Origin of the sequence: Acinetobacter sp. EKM10A, from assembly GCF_011075215.1 — a bacterium.
Classification (GTDB): domain Bacteria; phylum Pseudomonadota; class Gammaproteobacteria; order Pseudomonadales; family Moraxellaceae; genus Acinetobacter; species Acinetobacter baumannii.
In genome coordinates, this window is the sequence record NZ_JAALLK010000001.1 from 295,196 (window position 1) to 312,733 (window position 17,538).

Annotated in this window: 14 protein-coding genes and 3 tRNA genes; 6 read left to right on the forward strand and 11 right to left on the reverse strand. The window is 38.3% G+C overall.

The window, feature by feature from the left end:
• Positions 1–302 precede the first annotated feature (302 nt).
• The 5 genes from glnA to G9371_RS01345 all read left to right on the forward strand — a co-directional run bounded on the left by glnA (position 303) and on the right by G9371_RS01345 (position 5,107).
• Positions 303–1,718 carry a type I glutamate--ammonia ligase gene (gene glnA / locus G9371_RS01325; RefSeq protein WP_000061267.1) on the forward strand — a complete coding sequence of 472 codons (1,416 nt, stop codon included), beginning with the start codon at positions 303–305 and terminating at the stop codon, positions 1,716–1,718.
• A 125-nt stretch (positions 1,719–1,843) separates the two neighbouring features.
• Positions 1,844–2,353 (forward strand): chorismate--pyruvate lyase family protein, encoded by a 510-nt coding sequence (locus G9371_RS01330; protein WP_001231791.1) that lies wholly within the window; start codon positions 1,844–1,846, stop codon positions 2,351–2,353.
• Positions 2,350–3,228 (forward strand): 4-hydroxybenzoate octaprenyltransferase, encoded by an 879-nt coding sequence (ubiA, locus tag G9371_RS01335; RefSeq protein ID WP_029424528.1) that lies wholly within the window; start codon positions 2,350–2,352, stop codon positions 3,226–3,228. Before G9371_RS01330 ends, ubiA begins: the two co-directional genes overlap by 4 nt.
• 110 nt (positions 3,229–3,338) lie before the next feature.
• Entirely contained in the window at positions 3,339–4,796 is a 1,458-nt protein-coding gene (locus G9371_RS01340) for an alpha/beta hydrolase family protein (protein WP_029424527.1), read from the forward strand.
• A gap of 110 nt (positions 4,797–4,906) precedes the next feature.
• A complete protein-coding gene (locus G9371_RS01345) occupies positions 4,907–5,107 on the forward strand; it encodes a hypothetical protein (protein WP_000082790.1) in 201 nt (66 codons plus the stop codon).
• A 9-nt stretch (positions 5,108–5,116) separates the two neighbouring features.
• Here G9371_RS01345 and G9371_RS01350 read toward each other — a convergent pair whose 3' ends face one another.
• The 6 genes from G9371_RS01350 to G9371_RS01375 form a co-directional block, all read right to left on the reverse strand.
• Positions 5,117–5,560 (reverse strand): DUF2726 domain-containing protein, encoded by a 444-nt coding sequence (locus tag G9371_RS01350; RefSeq protein WP_000464149.1) that lies wholly within the window; start codon positions 5,558–5,560, stop codon positions 5,117–5,119.
• 55 nt (positions 5,561–5,615) lie between these two features.
• A tRNA-Asn gene (locus tag G9371_RS01355) sits at positions 5,616–5,691 on the reverse strand.
• A 181-nt stretch (positions 5,692–5,872) separates the two neighbouring features.
• Positions 5,873–5,948, reverse strand: a tRNA-Asn gene (locus tag G9371_RS01360).
• Positions 5,949–5,956: 8 nt separating this feature from the next.
• A tRNA-Asn gene (locus G9371_RS01365) sits at positions 5,957–6,032 on the reverse strand.
• A 146-nt stretch (positions 6,033–6,178) separates the two neighbouring features.
• Positions 6,179–6,805, reverse strand: a complete 627-nt coding sequence (locus tag G9371_RS01370) for a superoxide dismutase (protein ID WP_029424526.1) — start codon at positions 6,803–6,805, stop codon at positions 6,179–6,181.
• Positions 6,806–6,950: 145 nt separating this feature from the next.
• A complete protein-coding gene (locus G9371_RS01375; protein ID WP_001284930.1) occupies positions 6,951–7,709 on the reverse strand; it encodes a Nif3-like dinuclear metal center hexameric protein in 759 nt (252 codons plus the stop codon).
• Positions 7,710–7,902: 193 nt separating this feature from the next.
• On the opposite strand from G9371_RS01375, the gene G9371_RS01380 reads away from it, so the two are divergent.
• A complete protein-coding gene (locus tag G9371_RS01380; RefSeq protein ID WP_001254962.1) occupies positions 7,903–9,078 on the forward strand; it encodes a S1C family serine protease in 1,176 nt (391 codons plus the stop codon).
• Positions 9,079–9,127: 49 nt separating this feature from the next.
• On the opposite strand, the gene G9371_RS01385 is transcribed toward G9371_RS01380, so the two are convergent.
• The 5 genes from G9371_RS01385 to metF form a co-directional block, all read right to left on the reverse strand.
• Entirely contained in the window at positions 9,128–10,366 is a 1,239-nt protein-coding gene (locus tag G9371_RS01385; RefSeq protein WP_029424524.1) for a multifunctional CCA addition/repair protein, read from the reverse strand.
• A gap of 91 nt (positions 10,367–10,457) precedes the next feature.
• Entirely contained in the window at positions 10,458–12,728 is a 2,271-nt protein-coding gene (locus G9371_RS01390; protein WP_000342684.1) for an NADP-dependent malic enzyme, read from the reverse strand.
• Positions 12,729–12,964: 236 nt separating this feature from the next.
• Entirely contained in the window at positions 12,965–15,814 is a 2,850-nt protein-coding gene (locus G9371_RS01395) for a putative bifunctional diguanylate cyclase/phosphodiesterase (RefSeq protein ID WP_000016024.1), read from the reverse strand.
• 134 nt (positions 15,815–15,948) lie between these two features.
• Positions 15,949–16,671 carry a 16S rRNA (uracil(1498)-N(3))-methyltransferase gene (locus tag G9371_RS01400; protein ID WP_029424523.1) on the reverse strand — a complete coding sequence of 241 codons (723 nt, stop codon included), beginning with the start codon at positions 16,669–16,671 and terminating at the stop codon, positions 15,949–15,951.
• Positions 16,672–16,689: 18 nt separating this feature from the next.
• The gene (metF, locus tag G9371_RS01405; protein ID WP_000167014.1) at positions 16,690–17,526 is read right to left on the reverse strand and encodes a methylenetetrahydrofolate reductase [NAD(P)H]; all 837 of its coding nucleotides are present in this window, start codon (positions 17,524–17,526) and stop codon (positions 16,690–16,692) included.
• Positions 17,527–17,538 lie beyond the last annotated feature (12 nt).

The following is a 17,538-nucleotide window of genomic DNA, read 5'->3' on the forward strand; positions in this document are numbered from 1 at the left end:
GTATTATGATCATGGACGACTGTTAGAAATTGATGCAGCGGTTTATATCAGTGCAACAATTTTGCACTAAATTAGGGCAATAATGAGCTATTTAAATATGCCATAATTTGAAAATGTGTGAATATGGTGCATTTACACAAGCAAACAGTATAATGGGTTCAAGACAAGGGGCCTAAATCATGAATACTTATAAGTAATTCAATGTTTTAGGTAAGTCTTATAAAGTTGGTATGAGAATTGCTTAATAAATACCAGCAACTAACACGCACTCAACAAGTGCAACAAAATTTCATTGGAGCAAAATGAGCATGGCGAACAAGGTCCTTCAACTCATACAAGAAAGTGGCGCAAAATGGGTCGATTTTCGCTTTACTGATACTAAGGGTAAAGAACAGCACGTAACTTACCCAGCTGATTCTATTGATGAAGATACTTTTGAAGACGGTAAAATGTTCGATGGTTCTTCAATCGCTGGTTGGAAAGGTATTGAAGCATCTGACATGATTTTACGTCCGGATGCAGAAACTGGTTTCATCGACCCGTTCTTTGCTGAGCCAACAGTAGTTGTGACTTGTGACGTTATTGAACCTTCAACTGGTCAAGGTTATGAACGTGATCCACGTTCGATTGCTCGCCGTGCAGAAGAATACTTAAAATCTACAGGTATCGGTGATACTGCATTCTTTGGTCCAGAGCCAGAATTCTTTGTATTTGACGAAGTGAAATGGGACATCGATATGTCTGGCGCTCGTCATACATTAATCGCTGAAGAAGCTGCTTGGTCTACTGGTAAAGATTACGAGTCTGGTAACTCAGGTCACCGTCCACGTGTTAAAGGTGGTTACTTCCCAGTTCCTCCAGTTGACTCTGCACAAGACATGCGTGCAGAAATGTGTGCAAAAATTGAAGACATCATGGGCCCAGGTCGTGTAGAAGTACACCACCACGAAGTTGCTTCTTGCCAATTAGAAATTGGTGTGAGCTTCAATACCCTTGTTCGTAAAGCTGACGAAGTTCAACAGTTCAAATATGCTGTTTGGAACGTTGCACATCAATATGCAAAAACAGCTACGTTTATGCCTAAACCAATGGTAGGTGATAACGGTTCTGGTATGCACGTTCACATGTCTATCTCTAAAGATGGCAAGAACTTGTTTGCTGGTGATGAATATGCAGGCCTTTCAGAAATGGCATTGTACTTCATCGGTGGTATCATCAAGCACGCTCGTGCATTGAATGCAATCACAAACCCATCTACAAACTCATACAAGCGTTTGGTTCCTCACTTCGAAGCACCAATTATGCTTGCTTACTCAGCGCGTAACCGCTCTGCATCTATCCGTATTCCTTACGTTTCTAATCCTAAAGGTAAACGTATCGAAGCTCGTTTCCCAGACCCAATGATGAACCCGTACTTAGGTTTCGCTGCGTTGTTAATGGCTGGTATCGACGGTATCCAAAACAAGATCCATCCGGGCGAAGCTGCTGATAAGAACTTGTATGATCTTCCTCCAGAAGAAGAAGCAAAAATCCCAACAGTTGCTCATAGCCTAGATATGGCTCTTGAAGCACTTCAAGCAGATCACGAATTCTTGTTAAAAGGCGGCGTGTTCACTAAAGAAATGCTTGATGCATACATCGAACTTAAAACTGAAGATGTACGTCGTCTTAACACGACTACTCACCCAGTTGAATTCGATATGTACTACAGCCTGTAATACATACTTCATAAAAAAGCCTGCTTATGCAGGCTTTTTTATTGCTTGGAATGTTGATTGAATTCTCTACGTTTTTTATCAAAAAATTGGGGTAAACTAGGTGCGAGTTTTCATGTGAGCAGATTATGCGTAAACGACAACCAGTACTTAAGCAGGAAAAGACTTTAAATCCTGAATTGAAAACATGGTTGTATGCGTCTGGTTCTCTGACACAACAACTCACTGAGCTGGGTGGTGGGAAGTTCAGCGTAAAACCTTTCAAAGAACATTTCCAGCGTTTAACTTTTGCCGACAGTCAATGGATGAACATGCCCCATACCCACACTTCTTGGGTAAGGGAAACCTATTTATATGGCAGTGATGTAGAGCCGTGGGTGAAAGCAAAAAGTATTTTTCCCATTCAAAGTTTACAAAAAAAAGCTCGTATATTTCAGCATATTGGTTCTAAGCCAATAGGTCTTTTTTTATTTCAAAGAACAACACCACTTTGTGATCGCCGGGTTATTCGTTTACCAGAAGGCTGGACGCGACAAAGTTGCTATACTTGGCATGGATGTAAATTTATTGTTCAAGAAACATTCTTACCGGCTTTTGAAGCTTTTTTATATCAGCAGCACGACAAGGAATTACTATGACGACTGCAACAGGTACAATATGGCGTCAGCGTTTAGAAGCTTATTATTATCTATGCCGATTTGATAAGCCAATTGGTACTGAACTGGTGTTTTGGCCAACCATGTGGGCACTTTGGGTTGCATCAAAAGGAATACCGAATTTAGGTATTTTATTCGTCATGATTTTAGGCGTCATTTTTATGCGCGCTGCTGGATGTGCCATTAATGACTTTGCTGATCGTAAAGTAGATGGTCATGTAGAGCGTACAAAAACACGTCCGTTAGCAACAGGGGTTATTCGAGCCAGAGAAGCAGTATATGTATTCTTGGGTCTTGTTTTAGCAAGTGCATGTTTGTTGTTCTTTTTACCCATAGAAACTTTCTACTGGTCATTTGGAGCATTATTTTTAGCTTTCATTTATCCATTTATGAAACGCTATACCAACTTACCGCAAGTTTTTTTAGGAGCAGCATTTTCATGGTCAATTCCAATGGCCTTTACTGCGGTAGGTAAAACTCCGGATCTGACTTGCTGGTTGCTGTATTTTGGTAATTTGGCTTGGACAGTGGCTTATGACACTCAATATGCAATTACAGACCGTGAATATGATTTAAAGATTGGTGTGAAATCTACAGCTATTCTTTTTGGTCGATATGACATCCAGATTATTGCGCTTTTACAAGCAATAAGTCTTGTTTTGATTGGTACAGCGCTATATTTAGAAAATATCTTATTTCCTTGGGCCATTATTGCTTTAGTTGTAGTGGCATTTGATTTTATATATCAAACAATTAAAACCAAAGACCGCAACCCTCAGGTATGTTTTTGGGCATTCCGTCACAATCGTTGGGTTGGATTAATCATTTTTCTAGGAATATTTTTAAATTTCATATAGTAAAAATGACCGTGAGGTTGAAAAGTGTTCTATGCAGAGCACTTTTTTTATGTCTTAATATTTGTGCATGAAAAATATGCGGAATAAATAACACATAAAAAGGATATTCTATGAAACGGTCAAAAATTGCTTTAGCTATAACATTATCAATTTCAGCATTATTTCTTACAGCATGTAATGACGATGATGATGACTACACAGGGATAGACACAAATAAAGCTTATGTCTCAGAAAGTAATTACGCAATTGATAAAGTTGATAATGCTTCATCAATTAAAGTCATGACTTATAACATGACAAATGTTCAAGGAAAAACCGCAACTGCTACAGCAATGGTACTGTTTCCAAAAGCAATACAACCCAAAGATGGTTATCGGGTAGTGGTATGGGAACATGGAACTGTTGGGGTGGGTGATGGTTGCGCACCAAGTAAAAATGCAATTAATCCGAGATTTAAAATCCTTGCTGAGACTTTGTTGGCAGCCGGTTATGTCATTATTGCGCCAGATTATGAGGGTTTAGGCACCCCAGGCGTACATCCGTACTTAAACTTATCTAGTGAAGCAAAATCTGCATTAGCCGCAGTCAAAGCAGCCAAAGAGCATTATGGGACTCAGTTAAAAGGCGATTGGATGTCAATTGGTCAGTCTCAAGGTGGACATGCCTCATTGGGTACTGCTGAGTTTGCTAATACGGATGTAAGTTATAAGGGTGCTGTAGCTGGAGCACCTGCTTCAAGCTTAGGAACAATCATTCAAATTTATATTGATCCTGAAATGAATCAAGACAGTAATTTTGCAGTTAGTAAGCTAGATCAGGCAATTAGAGCGCGTAGACAGATTGATGCAGCGATTGCTGCAGGTCAAATGTCTCCAAATGATCCACTAGCACTTGCTGTACCTACAATTGATAAAACTGCAGAAGGATATGCCGAATTATTAGCATATGCAGCATTCGCTAGTGCGGGAATTAAAGCACAGCAACCAGACTATGACTTGAAGGCAATTTTTACATCGGGAGCAGCTGACATTGCAGAATTGGCCTATGGTCGTACTGGTGATGATGGTGCTTGTTTAAGTTATCCTGCGCCTGATACTGCAAACGGCCTGCAAGAGAAATTTAAAGCCGGAATATTAGCTTTCTTGGCTGACCCTACACATCAAATTACTCAGTACGGTATCGATCTGAATAAATTTAAGACAGATCAAGTTGTTCAAAACTTTTTGACAGCAACTCAACCTGCAACAAATGCTACAGCCGAGAAAGTTATTAAAACACCGGTATTTATTATTCAAGGCGAAAAAGATCAAGCAGTATTGCCTGTGGTGACACAAGGCTTATTCGCGAATATGAAAGCGAATGCTTTGAAGTTTTTCCCTCAAGCAGGCTACGATCAAGGTTATAAGCTAACCATTGTACCGAATGCGACCCATACTCAAGCAATCGTATGTCAAAATGCCAATGCTGTAGATTTCATTCAAGCTAAAATGTCAGCGGGTACAGGTATTGTGTTAACTGATGCGCAGAAAGATGCCAGCCAAAGCCCTCACTGTACAGGTAAATTTTAAGATCTATTTACTTGATTAAAATTAGTTTTAAAAAGAGTCTCTTTATAGAGGCTCTTTTTGTTATATTGTTACGCATTCTGAAATCGATATTATTTGAGTTTGAAGAACTTATGAGCCAGCAATCTGTTGAAAAAAAATCTGTTCCTTGGTTATTAATGGGATTAGGTTTACTTATTCCTTTTCTGATTATTGGAATACTTTTTTTGGCTGCAAAAAGTGATGCTCAGAATAAGAAACAATATGAACAGCAGCGTTTAGAAATGGAAAAAAGAATAGCTGAGAAAGAAGCTGCCAATTCTGACAAGAAATAACAGTAGTTTTTAATAAATATCTTTTTGTAGCTGGCGTACACTCGGGATGTTTGTATAGCGTCTTACGATATAACCTGCCTCTATGAGCATTTGATCACGAAGACGATCTTCTTCTACTTTCTCAAGGTGAGTAGGGTCATCTAGCTCAATAATGGCTATTACTTCCATGTTTTCATCAAGCAAAACAAAATCAGTGACTTTACGGTTGAACTGACTACGAACCTTATAATCATTACTGGTTATTAATGCGCTAAAAGCCACTTGTGCTAGAACATGATAACTTGGGAAACTCTGTTTTAAGCGTATAAACATTTGAGTTTCAAAATTAGTAATAACAGGACGGGCAAAGAACTTTTGTTTTGGAAATAAATAAGGACGTAAACAAACAAGAAGAAAAATACAGGTGCTTAAGCAACCTAAAATAATAAAAAATAAGTGACTCGATTCAAACATGTGAAGACATCATACAAATAAAAACCCACTCATAAGGAGTGGGTTTTTAGAATCTTGGCTCTCCCACCTGGGCTCGAACCAGGGACCTGCGGATTAACAGTCCGTCGCTCTACCGACTGAGCTATGGGAGAATCTGGAAAGGGATTTTAGGCAGGAAAGGGGGCGAGGTCAAGGGTTAATAATGGAATTAGTGAGAATATCTAACTGATTGGTTTAAAAATATTCGAAACATTGATTTTATTCAAAATAATAGAAAAATATTAAATGATTAGAAAAGAAAAAGCCCACAATGAATGTGGGCTTTTAGAATCTTGGCTCTCCCACCTGGGCTCGAACCAGGGACCTGCGGATTAACAGTCCGTCGCTCTACCGACTGAGCTATGGGAGATTAGTAGATGGCTCTCCAACCTGGGCTCGAACCAGGGACCTGCGGATTAACAGTCCGTCGCTCTACCGACTGAGCTATTGGAGAATCTGATGCGCATTTTATGGATGAAATCTAAAAGCGTCAATAAGAATATTAAAGAAAATGAATCGTTTGCTTGATTAATATGCTTTTGTTGTACTAAAAATAAAAAAACCACCCAAAACAGGGTGGTTTTTTATAAAGAAATAAAATTATTTCTCTACACCAGCTGGTTGGCCTGCAAGTTTTGCATTTGCATAGTCCCAGTTCACAAGGTTTTCTAAGAAAGTTGCGATGTATTTAGGACGTAAGTTACGGAAATCGATGTAGTAAGCATGTTCCCATACGTCAATTGTTAATACAGCAATTTGACCATGTGCAAGTGGAGTGTCTGCATTAGAAGTTTTAGTAATAGAAAGTTTACCGTTTACTTCATCAGCAACTAACCAAGCCCAACCTGAACCGAATTGAGTTGTTGCAGCAGCAGTAAATTCTTCTGCAAATTTTTCGTAGCTACCAAAAGTTTCGTCAATTTTAGCAGCGATTGCGCCAGTAGGCTTACCACCACCGTTTGGCTTCATGCTGTTCCAGTAGAAAGTGTGGTTCCAAACTTGAGCAGCATTGTTGAAAATACCAGCTTTAGATGCATCACCAGCAGTTGCTTTAATGATTTCTTCTAAAGTTTTACCTTCAAGGTCAGTACCTTTGATTAAGTTGTTTAAGTTAACAACATAGGTATTGTGATGTTTGTCGTGATGGTATTCTAAAGTTTCTTTACTGATATGTGGCGCTAAATCATCATAGCCATATGGAAGTGCAGGTAAAGTAATGGTTGTCATGTTCCTATTCCTTGCATTTGCTGGGTTATACAATTAAGTGGCTCTATTGTAAATGATTCTGGATGCAATAGGGCAGCCTTTTAAAGAACTATACACAATAAAGATCTAATTAATACGCATAACACAGATTGAAAAAAAGACTTAATTAAATCGGATTATTCAATTCAAAATATTCACTTTCAATAGCAAACTGTTTTGAAATTGCTTGTGCTAAACGTTGAACCCCATAACGTTCGGTTGCATGGTGACCACAGGCAAAATAATGAACGCCTAATTCTTTTGCTTCATAAAAAGTTCGTTCACTGACTTCGCCTGAAATATAAGCATCGCAATTTTGTAAAGCAGCTTTAGCAATAAAATCCTGAGCCCCACCTGTACAGAAGCCCACTTTTTGAATACTTTGTTTTTCAGCCGGTAAATGGATCACTTTAAAATCAAAACTGTTTTGTAGTTTTGCTTTAAATTCCTCTACAGAAAGCGTTTGCTCTAAATAACCGATATTACCAATTGGATGTTTCTCGGTTAGATCAAGTGGTTCTAAATTTTGTAAGTTTAGTTTTTCTGCAATAGCGATATTATTGCCTAAACTCGGATGTGCATCTAAAGGCAGATGGTAAGCGACTAATGAGATATTATTTTGAATAAGTTTTTTTATACGGTTACCTCGCATACCAGTAATTGGGTACGGTTCGCCCTTCCAAAAATAACCGTGGTGTACGAGTAAGAGATCGGCATTCTGAGCAATGGCTGCATCAATTGCATCTTCAGAAGCAGTTACTGCACAAAGAATACGTTTTACTTCAGTTGAACCTTCAATTTGCAGGCCATTTGGTGCGTAATCTTTAAATTCTGCTGCTTTTAAGGTTTGGTCGCACCACTGAATAATTTCATGCAAATTTGCCATGATATTTCCTGAATTGAGTAGTAAAAGTTGCTAAAGCTATAGAAACATATTTTGTTGTGTAACTAAAGCTAGACAAATCTTTTTTGACTTTTTTATGTATATCGACATATTTAATTTAAAATGCTTAACTGAAAACTCTTTTTGTTCAATATATTAATTTAATTAAAAACTTCTTTGCGTAGAGGATATGAACGTGCGCCGCACCTTTACATGGTTACCTTGGGTGTTACTTATTATTGTAATTGCCAGTTTTATTGCATGGCAAAAATACCATCAGCCGAAACCAACTGTTGCAGTTGATGGGGTGCAAATGCCAGCTGAGAAAGTTGAGCCACTGGTTGATACTTCTCGAACGGGCGGGGTGGTGTCTTATAGTGCTGCGGTAAAAGTTGCAGCACCAGCAGTAGTTAATATTTTTACGACCCAGAAAGTTAAACAAAATCATCCTTTATTAAGTGATCCGGTATTCCGTGAATTTTTTGGAAATCAGGTTCCTGAGCAACAACAGCAAAATGAAAATAGTTTAGGTTCAGGGGTTATTGTTCGCGCCGATGGTTACATTCTCACCAATAATCATGTGATTGCTCAAGCTGACCAGATTGTGGTGGCATTACATGATGGACGCCGAGCAGAAGCTACAATTGTTGGCACCGACCCTGATACAGATTTGGCGGTTATTAAAATCGATTTAGATAAATTACCAGTATTGCCTTTTAAGCTCAGTGGTAATGAAGTTGGTGATGTTGTTTTAGCGATTGGTAACCCATTTGGCGTAGGGCAAACTGTAACTCAAGGGATTATTTCAGCAACCGGTCGCTCTGATTTAGGTATTAATACCTATGAAGACTTTATTCAAACTGATGCTGCAATTAACCCAGGTAACTCAGGTGGCGCATTAATCGATGTGGCTGGTAACTTGATTGGTGTAAATACGGCGATTTTCTCACAATCGGGTGGCTCTTTAGGTATTGGCTTCGCGATTCCGGCAAAGGTTTGTCAGCAAGTATTAAACTCGATTTTAAAAGATGGTCGTGTTGTTCGTGGTTGGTTGGGTATTAGTTTACTTCCACCTACACAAGACGATGTGTTGGCACCTAAGCAGCAAGTGGGTGTAGTGGTTGCTGATGTCTTAAAAAATGGTCCGGCAGATGCTGCAGGAATTAAAGTTGGCGATAAAATTGTTCAGGTGAATAATGAGCCGATCACTTCAGCTTCTCATTTAATTAATTATGTCGCTTTGCAAGCACCAAATAGCGAAATTAATGTTCTGGTTGAAAGAGAAGGTAAACAACAAAACTATGTTGTGACGGTAGGTGAGCGAAAAGCACAGAATACACAATCTCAGTATATTCCGCTTCCAAGACGTTAAAACCTAAATAAAAAAAGCCTCATTTTGAGGCTTTTTTTATTGTTGTTCATTAGGAGTGACTAAGACTTTGATGCTGATTTTTAAATTCAGCTAAAGCTTCAATTCGATACTGAATAAGCATTTCACCAATTTCAGCACCCTTAATGTTCTCCGGTAAATCTTGAACTTTAATGGAACGAACAATTTGCATGGCTTCACGCATGTATTGAGCTTGAGGATATGGACGGTCTTCTAGTCCTAATCTGCCTTTTGCATCACACTCGCAGGCTTGTACAAAAGCTTCCACTCTTTCTGGACGACGTAAAACATCTAAGCGTTGCAATAGACGCCATAAAGTACCAGGTTTCAAGGACATAATCTGATGACATTTTAAATGTTCTTTGCACACTGATAATGCCAATTGTTTGGTCTGTGTCGGAACTCTTAAACGTTCACATAATTGGGTAACTGGCTTAATTCCACGTTCTTCATGCATGATATGACGAGGAAGTTCCTCAGCTGGAGTGAGGGCCTTACCAAGATCATGTACTAAAACAGCGAAGCGTACATCAAGTGAATAGTTCGACTTACAAGCTTGCTGTAATGACATTAAAGTATGAATGCCGCAATCCACTTCAGGATGATATTCAGGACGTTGAGGCACACCGAATAAAGCATCAATCTCAGGGAAAAGATGTTTTAAAGCCCCACAGTCACGCAAAGTTTGGAAATAAATATCGGCATGATTTTCCATTAAAGCGCGTGAAGTTTCTTTCCAGACGCGCTCTGGTGTTAGTGCATCAAGTTCACCTGAATCTGCTATGGTTTGCATAAGTTGCAATGTCTCTGGCGCAATTTGAAAACCATATGGGAAATATCGGGCGGCAAAACGCGCGACTCGCAATACCCGTAAAGGGTCTTCAGCAAAAGCTTCTGAAACGTGGCGCAGAATTTTATTTTCTAAGTCGTTTTGGCCACCATATGGATCATATATTTTACCATCTTGATCCATTGCAATCGCATTAATGGTTAAGTCTCGACGAATTAAGTCATCTTCTAAACTAACGGTTGTATCAGTAAAGAATTGAAACCCGTGATATCCCTGTCCAGACTTTCGTTCGGTTCGTGCAAGTGCGTATTCTTCTTTGGTTTCGGGATGAAGAAACACAGGGAAATCTTTGCCTACAGGTTGAAAACCTTGGGCGAGCATGTGTTCCGGCGTTGCACCGACCACAACATAGTCTTTTTCTTGATAGGGATGCCCAAGTAAATAATCTCGAACAGCACCGCCTACTAAATACACTTGCATGAAAAAACCTCTATTCTTCAAGCAATCATGCTACAGAATAGAGGTTTTCTCAAGTCATTAGAAAGGCTTTTCGTAAAAAGCGGTTTCTAAATTACTTTTCTTGCTGTTGAATTTCAGCAACAGTTAAAGCAGTCATATTGATAAGACGGCGAGTCGTCGCTGTCGGAGTCAAAATATGAACTGGTTTAGCAGCACCTAGCAAAATTGGACCAATTGTTACGTTGTTACCAGAAGTTGCTTTTAACAAGTTGAACGAAATATTTGCTGCATCTAGGTTCGGCATAATCAGCAAGTTCGCTGAACCTTTGAAACGAGAACCAGGGAATGCAAAATGACGAATATTTTCGTCTAATGCTGCATCACCATGCATTTCACCTTCAACTTCAAGCTCTGGAGCTTGCTCAGATAAAATACGATAAACTTCACGCATTTTTTGAGCGCTTGAGTCTGTCTGGTCACTACCGAAGCTTGAATGAGAAAGTAGCGCTACGCGTGGTGTAATACCAAAGCGACGTACTTCTTCAGCCGCTAAAATAGTCATTTCAGCAAGTTGTTCAGCAGTCGGATTAGTGTTTACATAAGTATCAGCAATAAACAAGTTGCGATCTTCAAGCATTAATGCATTAAGCGTGAAGAAGTTGTTCATGCCTTCTTTAAGACCAATTACATTGCGTACGAAGTCAAGGTGAATGTTATAGCTACTGTAAGTACCACATAACATACCATCTGCTTTGCCAAACTTAACTAGAAGTGCAGCAATGAGTGTTGAACGACGGCGAGCTTCACGTTGAGCATATTCAACAGTGATGCCTTTGCGTTGCATAGTTTGATAGTAGTCTTTCCAGAACTCTTCGTATAACGGATTTTGTTCTTGATCTACAATTTCGATATTTACGCCGTGTTGTAAACGTAAGCCTAATTTTTTGATGTTTGCTTCAATGACTGCTGTACGACCAACTAAGATTGGTTTAGCTAAATCTTCATCAACTGCAATTTGAACAGCACGTAATACGCGCTCATCTTCACCTTCAGCGTATGCAATACGTTTAGGATCTGTTTTTGCTTGAGCAAAGATTGGTTTCATCAAGAATGCTGAGTTATAAACAAACTCAGAAAGTTTTTGACGATATGCAGAGAAATCTTCGATAGGACGAGTTGCAACACCTGAGTCCATTGCAGCTTTAGCAACAGCAGGCGCGATTTCTAAAATCAAACGTTGATCAAGTGGGCGTGGAATTAAGTAGTCACGACCAAATGAAGCAGATTTTTCACCATATGTTGCAGCATCAGCTTCTACATGAGCCATACGTGCAATTGCGTGTACACATGCAATTTTCATATCTTCGTTAATGGTTGTCGCACCTACGTCAAGTGCACCACGGAAGATATAAGGGAAACATAAAGCGTTGTTTACTTGGTTCGGGTAGTCCGAACGACCAGTTGCCATGATTACATCTGGACGTACTTCATGTGCGTGTTCAGGCAGAATTTCTGGATCCGGGTTTGCTAATGCAAAAATAATCGGATTTTCAGCCATTTGTTTCACCATATCTTTGGTGAGAATACCAGCAGCTGAAAGACCTAAGAACATATCCGCGCCAGCCATTACTTCATGTAATTGGGTCGCTTTAATGTCTTGTACATAACGTTTTTTCGATTCATCCAAGCCTTCACGTGAAGTTGTAAGAAGACCACGAGAATCGGCAACAATGATGTTTTCTTTATTTACGCCTAAAGCACAAAGTAAATCTAAACAAGAAAGGGCAGCAGCACCTGCACCTGAAGCAACGATTTTGATTTCTTCAATTTTCTTATTAACGATTTGTAGAGCATTTAATAATGCTGAACCTACAATAATACTTGTTCCGTGTTGGTCATCATGGAACACAGGAATTTTCATGCGTTCACGAAGTTTCTTTTCAATGTAGAAACATTCAGGCGCTTTGATATCTTCAAGGTTAATACCGCCGAAAGTTGGTTCTAATGAAGCAACAATATCAACGATTTTATCTGGATCGTTTTCAGCAATTTCAATATCAAATACATCGACACCAGCGAACTTTTTGAACAGAACGCCTTTACCTTCCATTACCGGTTTAGAAGCTAATGGACCAATATTACCTAAACCAAGAACCGCAGTACCGTTACTGACAACAGCAACCAAGTTACCACGCGCTGTATATTTTGCAGCAGCTGAAGGATCACGTTCAATCTCTAAACATGGAGCAGCAACCCCTGGTGAATAAGCTAGAGCCAAATCTCGTTGGTTGACAAGTTGCTTACTTGGCGTGACGCTGATTTTCCCTGGATTTGGATATTCGTGGTAATTTAAAGCGGCCTGTTTTAAAGATTGATCGTCCATCTGAGTCTCTATTGATACAAAAAAGCAAACTAGTCAAGTTGCTCACAAAGGTTGGTAATTTATCTGCTTACTATGTACAAAATTATATCAAGTAACATAATAGGTAGACGAATGGCCAATAGCCTCATGGTGAGCTAAATGCTAAAGAATATAACACTACTTCTCTATTTCTCACAGTCAAAAACGCTCATTTTTGGAAAAACCAGCGCATGTAAAATAGACTGTTAAAACAATTATCAAATATGCGTATTTGTTTGTAGATATTGAAGAATCTGATTTGGATGAAGTGGACGGCTAAAGAAAAAGCCTTGTAAAAAATCACATTGCTGCTTTTGTAGATAAATAACTTGTTCCTCGGTTTCCACACCTTCTGCAACTAGCTTTAATCCCATGCTTTTACCCATCGCAATCATCGCATTCACAATTGCTTCTTGTTTTTGATCACCGATTTTCGAAACAAAGGCCCGGTCAATTTTTAAAACATCGATTGGGTATTCTGTTAAATAAGCTAGCGATGAATATCCAGTGCCAAAATCATCTAGTGCAATTGAAATATTACGTTCTTTAATGGAGTGCAATAGTTTTTTTACATTGTCAGTATTATCTAATAAAGCAGATTCCGTGATTTCTAGTTCTAAATTTGAACCATCAAGATGATATGTGTCTAAAACTTCGTCTAAATCACTGAGTAAAAGACCTCGATGAATTTGTTGAGCAACAATATTTACAGAAACTCGGACATCGGCATAGCCAGCTTTTTTCCATTCTTGTAGCTGTTTGCCAACTTTATCTAAAACGACTTTACCAATATCGGAAATAAGGCTACTACGTTCAGCAAAAGGAATGAACATATTCGGCATAACTAACCCTTTTTCAGGATGCTGCCAGCGAATGAGTGCTTCAAAACCTTTAATCGATTTGTCATTTAAATTAATTTTTGGTTGGTAATACACCACAAATTCATCATTTTGAATGGCTTTACGCAACTCTTGTTCTAAGTCTGCTGTCTTATATGGGTTTGTAGTTTTATTACAATAATAGCTAATAGTGTTGCCACCTAAACGTTTTGCTTCCGACAAGGCTTGTTCGGCATGATTGTTGAGGTGATCAATTTGTCGGCCATGCTCAGGGAAACAAGCGACCCCAATAGAAGCTGTAATGAAATATTCTTGTTCATCAATATAAAAAGGCGCATTTAAAGCTTGTAATATATTTTGGCAATATTGCTCAATGTTGGGATGAATAGGTGATATTTCATAAATAATTGCAAAATCATCGCCGTTTAAGTAAGCCACTAAAATTGCATTGATATTGGTCAGTCGTAGTCGCTGTGCAAATTGTTTAAGTAACTCATCCCCACTATCATTATTTAGAAACTCATTAAATGCTCTAAATCTATCGATATTAATACGTATTAAAGCCAAATTTTTAAAACTATAAGATGGATTAACAAGATATTGATGTAATTGATTATAATAGTAAAAGCGGTTAGGGAGGTGAGTCAAACTATCATAGTTTTTTAAATAAGATAAATGCTGCTCTTGTCGCTTTTGGTCGGTTAAATCACGTGCAAAACCAATATAATTAATAATCTGGTTGTACTCATCTTTAACTGCATTAATATGAAGCCATAAATAGACACTTTTACCCGATGTAAACTTTTCATCAAATTGGCCCATATATTCGCCAGTTTTTAGAAGTTGTTGAGTAATGGAGTCGTGAAATTGTTGTTGCTGTAGCTTCTGATTTATTGTGATATTAAATAGCTGCTGACTTAATAATTCAGATTTTGAAAAGCCAGTTAATTTCTCATAATAGGGGTTAACTTCAATATAGTTGAGTTTTTCATCTAGAATAAAAATTCCTTCAGCTGCCTGCTCAAGCACAATCGCAGAAAGTCTCAAATGTTCTTGATCTTTTTTTTCCTGATGAATATCTCTGGTCATTCCGACCATACGTAAAGCTTTATTGGTTTTAGGATCACGGCTAATGACACGTCCTACGTCATGAATCCAACGCCAAGAACCATTACGACGTAAAATGCGGAAGGTAATATTGAAGTGATCAGATTTTCCTTCCAAGTGCTCTTTTAAACGTTCATCAAATAACTTTCGGTCATTGGGATGAATGCGCTCTAAAATTGACTTGAGGTGTAAAGGAGTATTTTGAGTTTGTTTTTGTTGATCAAAAAACGTTATTTCTAATTTTTGTTTCTCAATATCCCAATCCCACGGTCGGATACCTGCTGTTTCATGTGCAAATGCTAAATTATGATGATGGCTTTCAAGCCTCTCATTCATTTTAGTGAGGTCATATGTCCTTTCCCGAACCTTTTGTTCGAGCAAATGATTATTAAATTGAAGCTGTGCTTCAATATCTTTAGATTTATTTACTTCTTGTTGGAGCTGTACACATAACTCTTCAGCCCATTGAGTATGCTGTTCTGCTACTTGAACAAGTTGTTTATTTTTAAATAATAGTTGAGAAATTTTTTGATAGTTACGCTGAGTTGCATAAGCACAAAGCAAAGTTGCGACGAAAGCTAAATTATAAGCAAAGTAAAAGGGGAGTTGGTTAATTTGAGAATGAGTAAACTGTCCAATAATGAGTGGGACTGTACTTGGAATAAAGAGTAAATAAAAATATCGAGGTTGTTGAGTTAAAAATGTAAGACCAATAATGTGGGCTGAGGTAATAAATAATGCTATCAGGATATGAACATCAGAAACAGATATTAAAGTGTCAGGAAGGGAAAAATGCAGAACAATGATATTAATTCCCATTAAAATTCCAGACGTCAAACAAATGCCTTGTAGCATTAAATCGGTTTTCTTAATGAAATGAATATCACGATAATGTGTTAATAGCTTTGGGACAAATAATAGACAGGTAAGCGTTAAAATAGTAAAGCCAATTGACCAAATAAAGTTTGTAATGTAAGAAGTAAAGTAACAAAAGAAAATAATAGCTGAAATTAGGCACAGTAAAATTAGGCTAACAAGATACCAGCGGATATATTGAATTGAGAGGCGAAGCTGCTCAATTTTTGTTTGATGCTGTAAATATTCTTCCTGAAGGCCAGACATAAGATTTTTCTATCCTATTTTTTTACATTTATACAGAAAGAATCTGATTTATCAGTGGAAAAAAATTTAAATTAATATTCATATCGTAAAAGTAAGTTAACTTTAATTGTTGATTTAATCAATGTTCAATAAGTTTATATGGATAAAAACCGATAATTTAAAATAGATAATGCTACAACAGGTGCAGTTTCAGTACGTAATACACGGTCCCCAATACACCAGTTCATAAATCCAGCTTGATTGGCTTGCGTAATTTCATTTTCACTTAAACCACCCTCGGGACCAATTAAGAGGGCTAGTTCAGGTTGTATCCCTGCCAATACATCTTTTTGTTCTTTTTCAGGAGCCAAAACAAATTTAGATACAGGAAGGTCAGATGAGTTTAACCATTCATGAAGAGAAATAGGTGCTAGAACTTCTGGAACTAAATTGAGTCCACATTGCTCACATGCTGCAATTGCAACAGCTTGCCAATGATCTAATTTTTTTTGATCGCGGTCATATTTCAAACGCATTTCACAACGTTCACTGGTCAAGAGCTGAATCTTACTGACGCCAAGTTCAGTTGCTTTCTGAATGGCATAATCCATTCGGTCACCTTTACTCATGACCTGACCAAGAATGGCTTTAAATGGGGCATTACGGTTTACAGGATTAAAATTCTCAATAGTGACAAACGCATTTTTTTTATTAATTTCGGTCAATGTCGCGAGATACTCACCACCTTGGCCATTAAATAGTATGGCTTGTTCTTGTAATTGTGCGCGTAAAACACGTACCCAATGATGGAAGACTGATTCAGTTAGTTGAATTGTTGAGCCAACTGTAAGTTCAGTTTCGATAAAAAAACGATTCATTGGGTACGCCTTACAAAATTAATTTAAACCAAGGTCAACAACAAGCTGACGAGTTGGTTCGACTTGGTTCATTGAGTAGAAGTGTAAGCTTGGTGCACCACCTGCAATGAGGCGTTCGCATAGCTTAACAACAACTTCATGACCAAAAGCTTTAATACTTTCACTGTCATCGCCATAGGCTTGTAATTGCTTACGAATCCAGCGAGGAATTTCAGCACCAGTACCATCTGCAAAGCGAATTAAATTACTTGCATTGGTAATAGGCATGATACCAGGAGCGACTGGAATGTTAATTCCAGCTTTTTCCAAACGCTCTATAAAATAAAAGTATGAGTCTGGATTAAAGAAGAATTGAGTAATTCCCGCATTGGCACCAGCTTGTACTTTTTCAATAAAACGTTGGATATCTGAGTCGAGGCTTTCGGCTTGAGGATGCATTTCTGGATAAGCCGCAACTTCAATATGAAAGTGGTCGCCTGAGTGCTCACGAATAAAACGTACTAAATCTTGAGCATAAGGAAGTTCGCCAAGACCAACCTGTCCAGATGGTAAGTCGCCACGTAAAGCGACAATACGGTCAATGCCTTGAGCCTTGTATAAATCGAGTAGTTCAGCAATACGCGTTTTATCATCACCAATACAAGAAAGGTGAGGGGCAACAGGAGTGCCTTTACCATTGAAATCTTCAATAGCAGCAAGTGTGCGTTCACGAGTAGAACCACCAGCACCATAAGTAATCGAGAAAAACTCTGGATTTAATTGCTGTAATTCTTGGTGAACAATACGAAGTTTTTCAGCACCGGCATCAGTTTTTGGCGGAAAAAACTCAAAAGAAATAGGTGTACGTTTAGTCATGTCAAATCCTTG

What these genes read in the sequence shown, in the direction of transcription:
- G9371_RS01350 (WP_000464149.1), bottom strand. Translation starts at nt 5,560, where the DNA reads ATGTTTGAATCGAGTCACTTATTTTTTATTATTTTAGGTTGCTTAAGC.
- metF (WP_000167014.1), bottom strand. Translation starts at nt 17,526, where the DNA reads ATGACTAAACGTACACCTATTTCTTTTGAGTTTTTTCCGCCAAAAACT.
- ubiA (WP_029424528.1), top strand. Translation starts at nt 2,350, where the DNA reads ATGACGACTGCAACAGGTACAATATGGCGTCAGCGTTTAGAAGCTTAT.
- G9371_RS01345 (WP_000082790.1), top strand. Translation starts at nt 4,907, where the DNA reads ATGAGCCAGCAATCTGTTGAAAAAAAATCTGTTCCTTGGTTATTAATG.
- G9371_RS01390 (WP_000342684.1), bottom strand. Translation starts at nt 12,728, where the DNA reads ATGGACGATCAATCTTTAAAACAGGCCGCTTTAAATTACCACGAATAT.
- G9371_RS01395 (WP_000016024.1), bottom strand. Translation starts at nt 15,814, where the DNA reads ATGTCTGGCCTTCAGGAAGAATATTTACAGCATCAAACAAAAATTGAG.
- glnA (WP_000061267.1), top strand. Translation starts at nt 303, where the DNA reads ATGAGCATGGCGAACAAGGTCCTTCAACTCATACAAGAAAGTGGCGCA.
- G9371_RS01385 (WP_029424524.1), bottom strand. Translation starts at nt 10,366, where the DNA reads ATGCAAGTGTATTTAGTAGGCGGTGCTGTTCGAGATTATTTACTTGGG.
- G9371_RS01375 (WP_001284930.1), bottom strand. Translation starts at nt 7,709, where the DNA reads ATGGCAAATTTGCATGAAATTATTCAGTGGTGCGACCAAACCTTAAAA.
- G9371_RS01340 (WP_029424527.1), top strand. Translation starts at nt 3,339, where the DNA reads ATGAAACGGTCAAAAATTGCTTTAGCTATAACATTATCAATTTCAGCA.
- G9371_RS01330 (WP_001231791.1), top strand. Translation starts at nt 1,844, where the DNA reads ATGCGTAAACGACAACCAGTACTTAAGCAGGAAAAGACTTTAAATCCT.
- G9371_RS01370 (WP_029424526.1), bottom strand. Translation starts at nt 6,805, where the DNA reads ATGACAACCATTACTTTACCTGCACTTCCATATGGCTATGATGATTTA.
- G9371_RS01400 (WP_029424523.1), bottom strand. Translation starts at nt 16,671, where the DNA reads ATGAATCGTTTTTTTATCGAAACTGAACTTACAGTTGGCTCAACAATT.